This is a genomic window from Agromyces rhizosphaerae (genome assembly GCF_027925245.1).
GTDB lineage: Bacteria > Actinomycetota > Actinomycetes > Actinomycetales > Microbacteriaceae > Agromyces > Agromyces rhizosphaerae.
The window spans coordinates 874,649-889,880 of the sequence record NZ_BSDP01000001.1; the positions used below are offsets into that span (position 1 = coordinate 874,649).

General features: G+C 71.1%; 12 protein-coding genes. 2 read left to right on the top strand and 10 right to left on the bottom strand.

Features of this window, described 5'->3' with window-relative positions; all coding sequences use genetic code 11:
* The 3 genes from QMG39_RS04180 to QMG39_RS04190 are packed head-to-tail and all read right to left on the bottom strand — an operon-like array spanning position 1 to position 2,737.
* Positions 1-921 (bottom strand): shikimate dehydrogenase, encoded by a 921-nt coding sequence (locus QMG39_RS04180; protein WP_281882607.1) that lies wholly within the window; start codon positions 919-921, stop codon positions 1-3.
* Positions 918-2,192 carry a TRAP transporter large permease gene (locus QMG39_RS04185; RefSeq protein ID WP_281882608.1) on the bottom strand — a complete coding sequence of 425 codons (1,275 nt, stop codon included), beginning with the start codon at positions 2,190-2,192 and terminating at the stop codon, positions 918-920. The genes QMG39_RS04180 and QMG39_RS04185 overlap by 4 nt, the downstream gene beginning before the upstream one ends.
* Positions 2,189-2,737, bottom strand: a complete 549-nt coding sequence (locus QMG39_RS04190; protein ID WP_281882609.1) for a TRAP transporter small permease — start codon at positions 2,735-2,737, stop codon at positions 2,189-2,191. Before QMG39_RS04190 ends, QMG39_RS04185 begins: the two co-directional genes overlap by 4 nt.
* A 169-nt stretch (positions 2,738-2,906) precedes the next feature.
* Here QMG39_RS04190 and QMG39_RS04195 point away from each other — a divergent pair, with 169 nt between their 5' ends.
* The gene (locus tag QMG39_RS04195) at positions 2,907-4,700 is read left to right on the top strand and encodes a sugar phosphate isomerase/epimerase and 4-hydroxyphenylpyruvate domain-containing protein (RefSeq protein ID WP_281882610.1); all 1,794 of its coding nucleotides are present in this window, start codon (positions 2,907-2,909) and stop codon (positions 4,698-4,700) included.
* Positions 4,701-4,854: 154 nt separating this feature from the next.
* Here QMG39_RS04195 and QMG39_RS04200 read toward each other — a convergent pair whose 3' ends face one another.
* The 7 genes from QMG39_RS04200 to QMG39_RS04230 form a co-directional block, all read right to left on the bottom strand.
* Entirely contained in the window at positions 4,855-6,861 is a 2,007-nt protein-coding gene (locus QMG39_RS04200) for a beta-galactosidase (RefSeq protein ID WP_281882611.1), read from the bottom strand.
* Between the two features lie 46 nt (positions 6,862-6,907).
* Entirely contained in the window at positions 6,908-7,852 is a 945-nt protein-coding gene (locus QMG39_RS04205) for a carbohydrate ABC transporter permease (RefSeq protein WP_281882612.1), read from the bottom strand.
* Positions 7,849-8,811, bottom strand: coding sequence for a carbohydrate ABC transporter permease (locus tag QMG39_RS04210; RefSeq protein WP_281882613.1), 963 nt, complete (start codon positions 8,809-8,811; stop codon positions 7,849-7,851). The genes QMG39_RS04205 and QMG39_RS04210 overlap by 4 nt, the downstream gene beginning before the upstream one ends.
* 114 nt (positions 8,812-8,925) lie before the next feature.
* Positions 8,926-10,167, bottom strand: coding sequence for an extracellular solute-binding protein (locus QMG39_RS04215; RefSeq protein ID WP_281882614.1), 1,242 nt, complete (start codon positions 10,165-10,167; stop codon positions 8,926-8,928).
* Positions 10,168-10,337: 170 nt separating this feature from the next.
* Positions 10,338-12,443, bottom strand: coding sequence for a beta-galactosidase (locus tag QMG39_RS04220; RefSeq protein WP_281882615.1), 2,106 nt, complete (start codon positions 12,441-12,443; stop codon positions 10,338-10,340).
* Positions 12,444-12,640: 197 nt separating this feature from the next.
* Entirely contained in the window at positions 12,641-13,711 is a 1,071-nt protein-coding gene (locus tag QMG39_RS04225) for a LacI family DNA-binding transcriptional regulator (protein WP_281882616.1), read from the bottom strand.
* A 214-nt stretch (positions 13,712-13,925) separates the two neighbouring features.
* Positions 13,926-14,333, bottom strand: coding sequence for a nitroreductase/quinone reductase family protein (locus tag QMG39_RS04230; protein WP_281882617.1), 408 nt, complete (start codon positions 14,331-14,333; stop codon positions 13,926-13,928).
* Positions 14,334-14,647: 314 nt separating this feature from the next.
* Here QMG39_RS04230 and QMG39_RS04235 point away from each other — a divergent pair, with 314 nt between their 5' ends.
* Complete coding sequence (locus QMG39_RS04235; protein ID WP_281882618.1) at positions 14,648-15,220, top strand: GNAT family N-acetyltransferase; 573 nt, start codon at positions 14,648-14,650, stop codon at positions 15,218-15,220.
* Positions 15,221-15,232 lie beyond the last annotated feature (12 nt).

Sequence of the window (15,232 nt, forward strand, 5' to 3'; positions counted from 1 at the left end):
TCATCGGTGCCATGGTGGTGTGGTCCCGCTCGCCTCGACGGCGACCAGGTCTGTGAGATCCGCGAGCATGGCCTCGCGGTCCGCAGGTTCTCCGGTGAAGATCTCGAAGGCGTCGGCCGCCTGGTGCATCGCCATGCCGAGACCCGACATGACGCGGCACCCGCGGTCGCGCGCGGCGACGAGCAGTTCGGTCTCGACGGGCCGGTAGACCACGTCGGCGACGAAGGCGCGGCCGGGCACGAGCCCGACGTCGAACGCCGCGCCCGGGTGGGCGGCCATGCCGAACGGGGTGGCGTTGACCACGCCGTCGGCGTCGGCGAGCGCTCCCGCCAGCTCGTCGGTGCCGATGGAGCGCACGCGCCCGGTCGACACCTCGGCGACGGATGCCGCGAGGGCGGCCGCCCGTCCGGGGGCCGCGTCCGCGATCACGAGCTCGCCCACCTCGCGCGCGGCCAGCGCGCTGGCGACCGCCGCGCCCGCGCCTCCGGCACCGACCAGCACGACCAGGTCGCGCGGCGCATCGCCGAGCGTCTCGTCGAAGGCGGCGCCGAACCCCGTGACATCCGTGTTGTGCCCGATCATGCGGTCGCCGTCGAAGACGACCGTGTTCACGGCGCCGACGGTGCGCGCCGCGGGCGCGAGCTCGTCGAGCAGCGGCAGCACCGTCTGCTTGACGGGGTGGGTGACGTTCAGGCCGTCGAACCCGAGCCGGCGCGCGTCGGCGAGCAGGCGGCCGACGTACTCCTCGGTGCTCTCGCCGGGCGCGAGGTCGATCGTGCGGTACACGTAGTGCATGCCGTGGCGCGCGCCCTCGAGCTCGTGCATCGGCGGCGTGAGCGACGGGGTCACGCCCTCGCCGATGAGGCCGATCAGCACGGCCCGGCGCAGCGGCACCTCGGGTACGGCGTCGATGGCGGTCACAGGCCCAGCACCCCCGGCAGCCACATCACCCAGTCGGGCACGAGGATCAGCAGCACCATGATCACGAGCGACGGGATGAGGAACGGCAGCGCGCCTCGGAACACCTCGCCCACGCGTGTCCTCGACACGGACGCGGTCACGAAGAGCACCGTGCCGACCGGCGGCGTGAGCAGGCCCACCATGAGCGAGACGATCATGAGCACGCCGGCCGCGATCGGGTCGAGGCCGTAGTCGCGCACGATCGGCAGCAGGATCGGCACGACGAGCACGAGGATCGCGGTCGCGTCGATCACGGTGCCGAGGATCAGCATGAGGATCGCGATCAGCAGCAGGAAGACCGTGGGGTTGTCGGTGATGCCGAGGAAGAACTCGGCGAGCAGCTGCGGCAGGCGCTCCTTGGCGAGGATGTAGCCGAGCAGCGACGCGGAGGCGACGATCAGCATGATGCCCGCGGTGGTCAGCACCGCGTCCTTCACGGCCTCGAAGAAGCCGCGCCAGCTGAGCGAGCGCTGCAGGATGCCGACGATGATGATGTAGACCACGCCCACCGCGGCCGCCTCGGTCGGGGTGAACACGCCGCCGAGGATGCCGCCGAGGATGATGATCGGCGAGGCCAGGGGCAGCAGTACGCCCTTGAGCGACGCGACGAACTCGGCCCGGTCGAACTCGCCGCGCGTGATCTTCGGGTTGCGGCGCACGAGCACCCAGACGACGACGCAGAGGCCGATCGCCATGAGCAGGGCGGGTATGACGGATGCCGCGAAGAGGGCGCCCGTCGAGACCGCCGCGAGTCCCGCGAAGATGACCGCCGGGATGCTCGGCGGCATGATCGGCGCGATGAGCGAGGACGCGCCCGACAGGCCGACCGCGAAGCGGCGGTCGTACCCGTTGCGGAGCATCGCGGGGATCTGCACCTTGCCGAGCGCGGCCGCGTCGGCCACTGCCGACCCGCTCATCCACGAGAAGCCGACGCTCACGCCGACGGCGACGTAGCCGAGGTTGCCGCGGAGGCGGGCGAGCAGGGCGAGCGCGAACCGGAAGAGCTTGTCGGCGATGCCGGCGTGGTTCGCGAGCGCACCCAGGAAGACGAACAGCGGCACCGCCAGCAGGGGGAAGCTGGCCGCGGCGTTGGTGACCTGGCGGAGGGCGAAGCCCGTCGACTGGCCCTCGATGGCCAGGTAGACGAGGGCGGGGCCGAGGAAGGCGAACGCGACGGGCACGCGCAGCACGAGCAGCAGCGCGATCGCCAGACCGAGGAGTGCGAGCGTCATGCGGTCGCCTCCTGCTCGTCGGACTCGGTCGTCGTGATGACCGGGCCGTTGACCGCGACGTCGATCGCGGCGATGGTCGCGCGGATCGCGGTGCTCGCCGCGCCGATCAGCACGGGGATGTAGACGTACGACATCGGCAGCCGCAGCACGGGCGACTTGATGATGCTCTGGGTCTCGACGAGCGCCCACGCCTCGAGGGTGAGCCCCACGCCGGTCGCGGCGACTACCAGCATCGCGAACACCTGCACGACGCGCACGAGCACCTGGTTGCGCGCGACGTCGACGACCTCGAGCGCGATGTGGCCGCGGCTCGTGACGAGCAGGCCGGCCGCCGAGAAGGTGAGCCAGACGAGCGAGAACCGCGCGAGCTCGCCGGTCCAGGGGAAGCCCTCGATCGGCAGGTACCGCTGCAGGGCCTGCAGGAAGACGAAGGCGAGGATCGCGAGGAGCGCGATCGACCCGATCGCGAGCTCCGCGATGAAGACGATCCTGGAGATGCGCCGCAGCACGGGCACGCGCCCCTGCGGTCGTTCTGGTTCGGTCACACACGCCCTTGTCTGTTCCGACGCCCCAGGCGACGATGCGCTGGGCCGTAGTTATACGTACCGGTTATTACATTAGGTCGGATCCGGTCACGACCTCCACCCCGAAAGGTCTCGATCAGGTCTCGGAATTCACCTCGGCACGATATGTACGAACTGGTACATTACACACATGCGCACATCGATCGCCACCGTCTGCCTGTCGGGCGGGCTGGTCGAGAAGCTCCATGCCTGCAGCGACGCCGGCTTCGACGGAGTGGAGATCATGGACGCCGACCTCATCGGCGCCATGGAGTCCCCCGAGGAGATCCGGGCACTCTGCGCGAGGCTCGGGCTCTCGATCGACCTGTTCCAGCCGTTCCGCGACCTCGAGGGCGTCGCCGACGACGTCTTCGCCGACAACCTCCGCCGCGCCGAGGCGAAGTTCGCCGTGATGGAACGGCTCGGCGCCGACACCATCCTCGTCTGCAGCAACGCGGGCACCGCCACGATCGACGACGACGACGTCGCCGCCGCGCAGCTGGGCGCCCTGGCCGACGCGGCCGCGAAGCGCGGCATCCGCATCGCCTACGAGGCGCTCGCCTGGGGCCGGTTCGTCGACGACTACCGGCACGCCTGGCGCATCGTGCAGCTGGCAGACCGGCCGAACCTCGGCGTGTGCCTCGACAGCTTCCACATCCTCTCCCGCGGGCACGACCCCGCGGCGATCGAGGAGATCGACGGCGACAAGATCTTCTTCCTCCAGCTCGCCGACGCGCCCGCGCTCGACATGGACGTGCTCTCCTGGAGCCGCCACCACCGCCTCTTCCCCGGCGAGGGCGACTTCGCGCTGACCGACTTCCTCGCGCACGTGCTGCGCGCCGGGTACACCGGCCCGCTCTCGCTCGAGGTGTTCAACGACACCTTCCGCCAGACCGACGTCGTGCGCACCGCCGGGCACGCCCGCCGGTCGCTCACCTGGCTGGCCGACCGCACCGCCGCCGCCAACGGCTGGACCGACGACCTGCTCGGCGAGCCGCAGGTGGCACGCGGCATCGACTTCATCGAGATCGCGGGCGCGGACCTCACGGCCGTGGACGAGACGCTCGAGCGGCTCGGCTTCGCGTTCGGCGGCCGGCACCGCAGCAAGCGGGTGCGCCTCTGGACCGCGGGCGAGGCGCGCATCATCCTCGACGAGCAGGTGCGCGACGAGACCCCGCGGCTCACCGGCATCGGGCTGATGGTCGACGACGCGGACGCCGCGGTGGACCGCGCGGTCGCCCTCGGCGCGCCCGCGGCGTTCCGGCGCACCTATGCCGGCGAGCAGGAACTGCGGGGCGTCGCCTCACCCGACGGCACGGTCGTGTACTGGAGCGACCGCCCCGCCGACACCTCGTGGATCACCGAGTTCGAGGGCGGCTCGCCCGGCTCGGGCGCGTGCGAGAGCGGCGTGGTCGACCACGCCAACGTCGGCTACCGCTGGCAGGACTTCGACGAGGCCGTGCTCTTCGCGTCGAGCGTGCTCTCGCTCACCACGCAGTCGTCGGCCGACGTACCGGGCCCGCAGGGCCTCGTGCTGAGCCAGGTCATGCGCACCGAGGACGGCGTGGTGCGCCTGCCGATGAACCTCGCGCCGCCGACCGCGCCCGTGCCCGACCGGCACGTGGCCGTGCGCTGCGACGACGTGGTCGCCGCCGCGCGCGCGGCCCGCGCCGCGGGGCTCGACTTCCTGCGCATCCCCGAGAACTACTACGACGACCTCGCCGCGCAGTTCGACCTCGACCCCGACCTGCTCGCCGAGTTGCGCGAGCTCGACCTGCTCTACGACCGCGACGGGTCGGGCGGCGAGTTCATCCACTTCTACACGCCGACCATCGGCGGCGTGTTCTTCGAGCTCGTCGAGCGTCGCGGCGGCTACGACGGCTACGGCGCCGCGAGCGCCCCCGTGCGCCTCGCGATGCAGCGCCGCGCGAGCGCCTCCGCCTGACGTCGAAGACCGTCACTTTTCAGGAGCCCCAGCCGGCCCGACGGCGGATTCCGCCGTTGCGGGCCCGGATCCGGCCTGTCCGGGCCGAGATCCGGGCCACCGCGCAGCATCCGTGCGCGGCGTCGCACGCAACTCCTGAAAAGCGACCCGAACGTCAGGGGCGGACGATCGCCACGTCGTTCGGGGCGAGCACGAGGCCCTCGGCGGCGGAGCCGGTGAGCAGGTCGGTCCCGCTGAGCAGCACGCGGGCGACGGATGCCCCGTGGTTGATCACGAACGTCACGTCGCCGCGCCGCACGGTCTCGACCTCGTCGCCGGTCGCGGCGGGCTCGGGCGCCTCGACGCCGGCGTCCGACGCGAGGGCCTCGGCGAGTGCGCGCAGCGACTCGGGGTCGGGCAGGGTCGCCACGTACCACGCCGCGCCCTCCCCCGTCGCCCGCCGCGTGATCGCGGGCGATCCGGCGAGCGCGCCGTCGGTGAACGTCGCGCGCACCTCGGCGTCGGTGACGCGCACGACCTCGGCCCAGGTCGAGCCCGTGGCATCCGCCCCGAGCACCTCGCCCGACAGCCCGACCGTCGGCACCGCTCCCCCGCCGGTCGCCTCGAGGTCCGGCCCCGCGGGCGGCGCGAACTCCTCGATCCAGACGCCGAGCGCGTCACGCAGCGGCTGCCCGAGGTAGCCGCCGAGCCGCACGTGCAGGTGCTCGTCGGTGATCGCCGTGCCGAAACCCGCGACGAGCGTGCCGCCGCCGGCCGCGTACGCGGCGAGCCCGTCCACCTGGGCGTCGGTCGCCACGAAGTGCGCGGGCGCGACCACGAGCCGGTAGCCCGACAGGTCGGCGTCGGCGCGCACGAAGTCGACCGTGTGGCCGAGCGACGTGAATGCCCGGTGCCAGGCGAAGAGGACGTGACGGTACGACACCGTGGTCGGCGAGGCGGGCTGCTCGATCGCCCACCAGCTGTCCCAGTCGAGGGCGATCGCCACCGCCGCAGGCACCCGACCGCCCTCGACTCCCCGTTCGGGGCCGGACAGATCGCGCAGTTCGCCTCCGAGCTGCGCGATCTCGCGCCACACCCGGGTGTCGGTGCCGCCGTGCGGCACCATGCCCGAGTGGAACTTCTCCGAGCCGGCGGCCGACTGCCGCCACTGGAAGAACAGGATGCCGTCGGCACCGCGCCCCACGCACTGGTACGACCAGGCGCGCATCTGCCCGGGCGCCTTGGGCGCGTTGCGCGGCCGCCAGTTCACGGCGCTCGGCGCCTGCTCCATGAGGATCCACGGCTTCCCGCCGCCGAGCGAGCGCATGAGGTCGCGCTCCATCGCGCCGTACGCCGGCGAGACCGGGTCGACCGGGTCGGGGTAGGCGTCGTCCGAGACGATATCGACGAGCGGCGCCCACTTCCAGTAGTCGACCGGCTTGAAGAACCCCATGAAGTTCGTCGTGATGGGCAGCTCCGACGCCGCCCGGATCACCTCGACCTCGGCCGAGTAGCACGCCATGAGCTCGTCGCTCGAGAACCGGTCGAAGTCGAGCAGCTGCGTCGGGTTGCGGAAGCTCGGCGCCGCCGACGGCGGTGACACCTCGTCGAACGCGTCGTACCGCTGCGACCAGAACGCGGTGCCCCACGCCCGGTTCAGCTCCTCGACCGTGCCGTACCTCGCCTCGAGCCAGGCCCGGAAGGCGTCGGCCGACGCCTCGCAGTAGCAGCGGCTCACGTGGCATCCGTACTCGTTGTTGACGTGCCAGAGCTCGAGTGCCGGATGCCCCGCGTAGCGCTGGACCAGCTGCTCGACGAGGCGCTTCGCGTACGACCGGTACACCGGCGAGCTCGGGCAGTACTGCTGCCGGCTGCCGACCGCGAGTCGCACGCCCTGCTCGGTGACGGGCAGGGTCTCCGGATGCAGCTTCGCCAGCCACGGCGGTGGCGATGCGGTGGCCGTGGCGAGGTCGACCCGCACGCCGCCCGCGTGCAGTGTGTCGAGCACGTCGTCGAGCCAGCCGAAGTCGTACTCCCCCGGTCGGGGCTCGAGCCGCGCCCAGGAGAACACGCCCACGGTCGCGAGGCTGATGCCGCCGCGCTGCATGAGCGCCACGTCCTCGTTCCAGACCTCGCGCGGCCACTGCTCGGGGTTGTAGTCCCCGCCGTACCAGATGGTCACGATGCTCCTTCCGTGGGGCGCTCGCGCGCCGCATCCGTCGACCTGTTCATCCCTTCACCCCGCCGGTGGCGAGGCCCGACTGCCAGTACCGCTGCAGGAACAGGAACGCGATCACGAGCGGCAGGATCGACACGAACGACCCCGTGATCACCGTCGAGAACAGCGCCTGCGAGCCGCCGCCAGCTGACGCGGCCGATTGCAGCTGCGCGAGGCCCACGGTCAGCGGATACAGCTCCGAGGTGTTCAGCATGATCAGCGGCAGGAAGTAATTGTTCCAGGTCGCCACGAGGGAGAAGAGGAACACCGTCACGAGCCCCGGGCCGAGGAGCCGGAGGCCCACCTGCCAGAAGATGCGGAACTCCCCGGCACCGTCGACGCGGGCCGCCTCGATCATGCTGTCCGGGATCGCGTCGGCCGCGTACACCCGCATGAGGTACACGCCGAACGGGCTCACGAGCGACGGGACGATGATCGCCCACGGGGTGTCGGTGAGGCCGGCGCGCGAGAACAGCAGGTACGTCGGCAGGGCCAGCGCGGTCAGCGGGATCATGATCGCGCCGAGCGTGATGCTGAACAGCGCCGCGCTGCCCGGGAAGCGGTACTTCGCGAACGCGTAGCCCGCCATCGCCGAGAGCAGCGTCGCACCGACGGCGGCGGTGCCCGCGTAGAACACCGTGTTGAGGATCCAGCGCCCGAAGAGGCCGCCGCGGATGGTGAACAGGGTCTGCAGGTTCTCCCAGAGCGACAGCTCGGGGGCGAACCAGAGGCCGAACGTCGAGAAGAGCGCCGAGTTGTCCTTGGTCGACGACACGACCAGCCACCAGATCGGCAGGATGAAGTACAGCACGAGGAGCCAGAGCATGATCGTGATCAGCCAGTTCCTGCGGCGCTCCGGGGCGAACCGGCGGTGCGTCGCGGCGGACTTGCGTGAGCGCGGCGGGGCGCCTTCGGCGCCGACCGTGACGGCGGCGCGGGTCTCCATGTCGGTCATGCTCCGCTCCTCTCCTTGCGCTCGCGTCGTTGCTCGTTCAGCTGCACCACGTACGACGTGATCGCGATGACGATGCCGAGCAGGAACGCGATCGCCGCGGCGTAGTTCAGCTCCTGGTTGATGAAGGCGAGGTTGTACGCGTAGTAGTTCGGCGTGAACGAGTTCGTGATCGCGTCGGGCGCGATCGCGTTCAGCAGGCTCGGCTCGTTGAACAGCTGGAACGTGCCGATGATCGAGAAGATCACCGTCAGCAGGATCGCCGGGCGGATGGCCGGGATCTTCACGCTCCACGCGGTGCGGATCTGCCCCGCCCCGTCGATCTCGGCCGCCTCGTAGAGCTCGGACGGGATCGACCGCAGGGCCGCGTACATGATGATCATGTTGTAGCCGATGAACTCCCAGCTGACGATGTTCATCATCGAGCCGAGGATGTTCTCCGGCGACAGGAAGTCGGGCGTGCCGAACCCGACGGAGCGGGCGATCTGCGCGATCGGCCCGAAGTCGGGCCCGTACAGGTAGCCCCACATGAGCGTCGCCACCACGGCCGGTACCGCGTACGGCATGAAGACGAGCAGGCGAACGCTCCTGGATCCGCGTGCACGGCCGCTGTCGAGCGCGAGGGCGAGGAACAGCGACAACCCGAGCATGATCGGCACCTGGATGACGAGGAACAACGCCATCCGGCCGAGGCCGGCGAGGAAGTCGGGGTCCTGCACGGCGCGCGCGTAGTTCGCGAACCACGCGAACGTCTCGCCGCCGATGAGCTTGCTCTCGAACAGGCTGAGGTACCCCGCGTAGACGAGCGGGATCACGAGCATCGTCGTGAAGATGACGAAGAACGGGAGGATGAACAGGTACGCGGCGCGGTTCAGCTTGCGCTGGTTCGCGCTCGTACGGCGCTTCTTCCTCGGGGCGGCGGCGGAGGGGCGCTCGTCATCGAGCGCCGGTGCGGTGGACACGACGGCTCCTTACTCTCTGGGCGGTGCGGGGGCGGGTGCGCCCGTCGACATCGACGGGCGCACCCGTGGCGGACGGGGTGCCGGCCGGAGGCATCCGACCGGCACCCCGCGGCCTCACTCGACGGTGAAGCCCTGCGCCTCGGCGTAGTCGACGAGCTCGGCCTGCCACTCGTCGAGGGCGGCGGCGATGTCGCCCTTCTCGGCGATCACCGTTCCGATCGTCTCGCCGTAGGTGGAGTAGACGAAGTCCATGAACGGCAGCCACTCGAAGTCGGTGTCGACCGTCTCCGAGATCTCGGCGAACAGCGCGTTGACCTCCTGGCCGCCGTAGAACTCGAGCTGCTGGCCCGAGAACTCCGGGTCCTCCAGCACCGACAGTTGCGGCGGGTACAGGAACTGCTCCGTCGCGAGCCGGAAGGCCGACTCCTCGTCGTGGTTGATGAACTTCGCCAGCTCGTAGGCCGCGATCGGGTTCTCGCTGGTCGCGAGCACCGCGTCGGACGAACCGCCCCAGTTGCCCGAGACCTGCTCACCCGCCGACCACTGCGGCAGCGGCGCGGCGCGCCACAGGCCCGAGGTCGACTCGGCCGTGCCCTGGAGGAAGATCGGCCCCCAGGCGGCGGTGAGCCAGCCGGCGTACTTGCCGCTCGCGAGGCCCTGGTACCACTCGTCCTGGAAGTCGACGTCGACCGAGATCAGGTCGTCCTGGATCAGGCCGGTCCAGTAGTCGGCGACCTGCTTCGCCTCCGGTCCGTTCACGTTGATCGAGACCGTCTCGGCGCCGTCGTAGCCGAAGGGCTTCGCGCCCGCCTGCCACATGAAGCCGATCATCTGCCCGGCCTGGGTCGCGCCGAGGTTCGAGATGTACGAGCCCGTCTCATCCTTGACCGACTGGGCCGCAGCGGCGTAGTCGTCCCAGGTCGCGGGCGCCTCGTCGATGCCCGCCTCGGCGAGGATGTCCTCGCGGTAGAGGTTGCCCATCGGGCCGACGTCCTGCGGGATCGCCCAGGTCTCGTCGCCGGGCGAGACCTGGTTCCAGGCCCACTCGACGTAGTCGCCCGAGATCTCGTCCGAGCCGTACGGCACGAGGTCGAGCAGCGCCTCGGTCAGCACGAACGAGGAGATGTACTGGTACTCCACCTGTGCGACGTCCGGCGCGCCCTGACCCGCCTCGAGGGCGCTGCGGAGCTTCTGGTAGTGCTCCGCACCCTGGCCGACGTTCTCGACCTTGACGCTGATCGCCGGGTAGGCCTCCTCGAAGAGGTCGACCTCGTTCTGGATGTCGGGCACCCACGTCCAGAACGTGAGCTCGGTGGGGGTGTTGAGCGCCTCTTCGCGCTGCTCGTCGGTGATCATGTCACTGCTCGAGCCGGAGTCGCCTCCGTCACCCGACGAGCACGCCGTGAGGAGGAGTGCTGCCGCAGCCGCGACGGATCCCAGCTTCAGTGCTGTTCGTGATGCGTTCCTCATGTCCTCTTCCCTGATTTCTCTGGTGTTCCCTTGGTGTTCCCGCCGGTCCGGCGGGTTCACCCGTCGAGCAGGGTCAGCGTCGACCATGCCTCGAGGGTGAGTTCGGTGCCCGCGACGTGCGCGGTGCCGGTGACGGCATCCACGACGTCGCGGGAGAGCGTGATGGTGGTCTCGTCCCAGCTCCAGTTGAACGAGAACCAGGCGCGGCGACCGTCGGGCAGCGTGCCCGACGAGACCGTGACGGGCAGGGCACGCTCCGCGGCGAGCCCGTCGGCGATGGGCGCGGGCACGGCCCAGCGCACCAGGTCGGCCGCGAGCGCGGGTGACGGCACGGTGCCGACGACCGTGATGCGACCGGCGCCGTGCGGGTGGGTCGTGACGGCGGGGAAGTCGCCGAAGCGCGGGTGCGCGTACTGCGCGACCGCCTCGGCCCCGTCGGAGATGAGCCCGTCGGCCCACAGCCGCCCCGCGGCATCCGCTGCGGTCTCGAGGCCACCGGCACCCGTGACCGGCACGTCGGCCTGCAGGTTCGAGAACTCCTCGTAGTGCACGCCGGCCGCCTCGGCCAGCCGGGCGGGCGCGACCTCGACGCGGGCGCGCGCCTCCTCGTCGCCGTAGCCGGTGCGGATGCCGACGACGAGGTGACCGCCGGCCGCGGCGTAGTCGCGCAGCAGGTCGAGGTCGGCATCGGATGCCACGTAGAACGCGGGCGCGATGAGCACCGGGTACCTGGCGGCGAGGTCCGCCGCGCCGAGCGCGTGGGCCTGGCCCGCGTGCAGGATGCGCGACTGGGCGCCGGCCTCGAGCACGCCGCGGTGGAACGCTTCGACCGTGCGGGTGTACGACATGCGGTCGGGCTCGCCGTCGGGCAGGGCGAGGTTCGGGAAGAACTCGAGGGCGAAGTTGCTGTCGTTCGACCAGAGGATCGCCACGTCGGCATCGGGCTCGTAGCCGTCGAGCGCGTCGCCGATGGCACCGAGGTCGTGGCCGACGCCCGCGAGCTCCTCGTAGACGCGGCCCGGCTGCAGGCTGTGCGGGATGACCCCGCCCCAGTACGTCTCGGTGCCGTAGGGCAGCGTGTGCCAGTGCCAGTACTCGATCATCGCCGCGCCGCGCGCGATGAACGCGAAGGCGGCCTGGCGGAGCTGGCCGGGGTACGGGGGGAGGTTGAACGCCGAGCCGCCGATCGCCTGGGCGTCGGTCTCCGTCACGAAGAAGCGCGACTGGTTCGACGAGAAGAGGCGGTCTGCCTGGCGGAGCATCGACGCGACGCCCGAGGTGGTCCAGTGCGTGACCGGCTCGAGGTCCTTCGTGAGGTCGAGGTGGTCCTGCATCGCGTAGTACGGGTTGCCGGCGGTGATGTCGAGGTTCGCGACGAGGTCCTCGTCGTCGAGCGCGGGCCGGTTGTAGGCGATGCAGGTGGTGACGAACTGCTCCGGGCTCGCGTACTCGCGCACGATGTCGGCCTGCCAGGCGATGAACTCGGTCGTGAGGTCGGCCTGGTACCGGCGCCAGGCGAGGTCGTACTGCGGCAGTGAGTTGCCGTCGGGGGTCCACAGGTCCGACCAGTCGGAGAGCCGGTGCGACCAGTAGGTGAGGCCCCACTCCCGGTTCAGCGTCTCGACGTCGCCGTACTGCGCCTTCAGGCGGCGGACGAAGCGCGCGAAGCTGCCGCGGTTGTGGAACAGCTCCATGCCGGGCTCGTTGTCGACCTGGTAGCCGATGACCGCCGGGTGGTCGGCGTAGCGGGCGACGACCGCGCGGATCACGCGCTCGGCGTGGAACCGGAACGCCGGGTGCGAGTAGTCGACCTCCTGCCGCGCGCCCCACGGCACCCGCTCGCCCGTGCGCCGCTCGGCGGCGATCTCCGGGTACGCGGTCTGCAGCCACGGCGGCACCGCGTAGGTCGGCGTGCCGAGGATGACCGTGATGCCGCGCTCGTGCGCCCCGTCGAGCACCGGCTGCAGCCAGTCGAGGTCGAACTCGCCGTCGCGCGGCTCCCAGGTCGACCACACCGACTCCCCCACGCGGATGACGGTGAAGCCGGCCTCGCGCATGAGGTCGAGGTCCTGCGCGGTGCGCTCCTCGCGGTGGTACTCGGCGTAGTAGGCGGCGCCGAAGAGGATGCCGGTGGGGTGGTGGGCGTGCTGGTGCGAGGTCATGCGCTGCAGAACTCCATCGTGGTGCGGTGCGGCGTCGTCGTCGACGTCCTGCCCGGGAAGCTACACGCGTTTGTTACCGGTAACAACCCCCTCGTTATCAAGTTGTTACCGGTAACACGTTTCACCCGGGCGTCGCATGGCCCGACGCGCCGGGGCAGAGAGCGCGACCACGCGCAGCATCCGCGGGCCGGACGCGTTCAGCGCGGCGCGGGCGCCGTCGACCGACGCACGATCAGGTCGGGCACGTTCGGCGGCTCGGTGTACGCGCCGGGCCCGTCGATGAGTTGCAGCAGGCGGCCGAACGCGATGTGCCCCTGGAGGTCGAAGTCCTGCCGCACGGTCGTGAGCGGCGGCCGGAAGAACCGCGCCTCGGGGATGTCGTCGAACCCCACGACGCTCACGTCCTCGGGCACCCGTCGCCCGTGCTCCTCGAGCGCGAGCATCGCGCCGAGCGCCATCTGGTCGTTCGCCACGAGCAGCGCCGTGGCATCGGTGTGCACCGCGGCCCGGTGCGCCGCCGCGTAGCCCGAGGCGGGCGACCAGTCGCCCTCCGCCTCGCCGAGCGATGCGATGCCGTGGTGCTCGAGCGCGAAGTGGTACGCCGCCGCGCGGTTGCGCGCCGAGGACCACCCCGACGGACCGGCGATGTAGAAGAACCGGCGATGCCCCAGCGCCACGAGGTGGTCGACGGTGAGCTTCATGCCGTGCCCGTGCACGGTCTGCGGGTCGTTCGAGCGCAGGTCGTCGTCGTCCTCGTCCTCCGGCACGATGAACGCCGGCATCCGGAACTCGGTCGCCGCGAACGCGGCCGCCATCTCGTCGGTCGTCGACATCGCGATCACGCCGGCGAGATCCTGCCGGTTCACGAGTTCGAGCGCCTCGTCGATCGCGGCGCGGTCGCGGAAGTCGAGCGAGATGAAGTCGAGCACGTAGCCCGCATCGTGCGCGCCGCTCGACGCACCCTGCGCGGTCTTGCTCGGGCCGACCTGGACGATGTCGTGCACGAGCGCGGCCACGCGGTTCGACTTCCGCGTCGCGAGCGAGCGCGCGGTCATGTTCATGCGGTAGTCGAGCGCCTTGAGCGCCTGCTCGACCCGCTCGCGCGTCGCCGGCCGGATGCCCTCGTAGCCCTTGAGGTACCGGCTCACGGTCTGGTGCGAGACCCCGGCGAGGCGCGCGACGTCGTAGATCGTCGCGCGCTTCCCGCCCGCGGGCGCGGCGGCGGCGGGCGCCGCGACGGCGTCGGGCGCGGCACGCTCCGTGTCCATCGGGTCACCTCCCCGCGCGGCATCCGCCCGCGTTCACCCCCCGACTGTAGACCCATGGCACTCCGTCGCCGACGCATTCTCCATCCGGCATGCACACCCGCGCACCTTCTCGAGTCGTCATGAAGTGTCGCTTCGAGGCGCGAGATTCCGACACTTCATGACGACTCGCGGGCGGGTGAGCGGGCGAGCGGATGTCTCCCCGGCGACCCGCGCGTCAACGACGCCGCAGCTCCACCACCGGGATCACCCTGCTCGTGCGGGCCTGGTACGTGGCGAATCCGTCACTGGCGGCGGTGAATCGCTCCCACGCGGCATCCCGCTCGGCACCCTCCAGCTCGACTGCGCGCACGGCTACCTCGCCCTCCCCGGGCACCTCGACGATCGTCTCGGGGTGGGCGGCGAGGTTGTGGTACCAGCCGGGGTGGTCGGGCGCCCCGCCCTTCGACGCGGCGATCAGCCAGCCGACGTCGCTGCGCACGGCGAACAGCGGCGCGACCCGCTCGACCCCCGACCTCGCGCCCACGTGGTGCACCAGCACGAGGTTCCGCCCGAACCCCGCGGTGCTCACGAACCCGCCGTTCGCCCGGAACTCATCGATGATCCGCTGGTTGAAGTCGTTCACGGATGCCTCCTGTCGCGCGTTCCCCCAGTCCAGCGCCTCCCGGGCCTCCCGTATTCCGCGCGGGCTCGCACCACCGACCGCTCCGTGCCGCTCGTAGGACTCATCGCGCGACACGCCGCGCGCAGCCCTCCCACGGCGCCGAATCTCCTCCGTTTCGCACGCGCCGACCGCGCCGACCCGAGCCGAACGTAGGACTCGATGGCCGACACGCCGTGCTCCCGTCCGCCCCTGGCGCGAATCGCCTACGTTTCGCACAACGCGCGTGGCCGAGCGGACGCCGGGCGCGTGTCGGATGCCGGTGCGACACTGGCCGCATGGCGATCGAGGTGCGCCCGGCGTCGGAGTTCGCCGACGTCGCGACCATGGTCGGGCCCAAGCGGCCCGACGCCAACGTGTGCTGGTGCCTCAGCTACCGCATCCCGTCGCGAGAGCACCGCGAGCTCGGCGGTCGCGGGCGCGGCGAGCGCGTCCGCGAGCTCTGCGCGGAGGACCCGCCGCCGGGCGTGCTCGCGTACGACGGCGACGAGGTGGTCGGGTGGGCCGCGGTGCATCCGCGTGCCGACACGCAGTTCGCCCGCAACCGGAAGATCCCGCACGTCGACGACCTCGACGTCTGGTCGGTGTGGTGCATCCGCATCCGTCCCGGCCACCGCGGGCAGGGCGTGTCGCACCCGCTGCTCGCGGGCGCCGTCGAGTTCGCGCGCTCCTACGGCGCGCCCGCGATCGAGGGCTACCCGCTCGACAACCGCGGCGCGAAGATCGAGCAGACCATGGCGTACGTCGGCACGCGGGCCCTGTTCGAGCGAGCCGGGTTCACGAAGGCGGCCGACACGACGTCGGTGCTGAACGGCTTCCCGCGCATCCTCATGCGCCTCGACCTGCGCTGAACCCGGACGCGC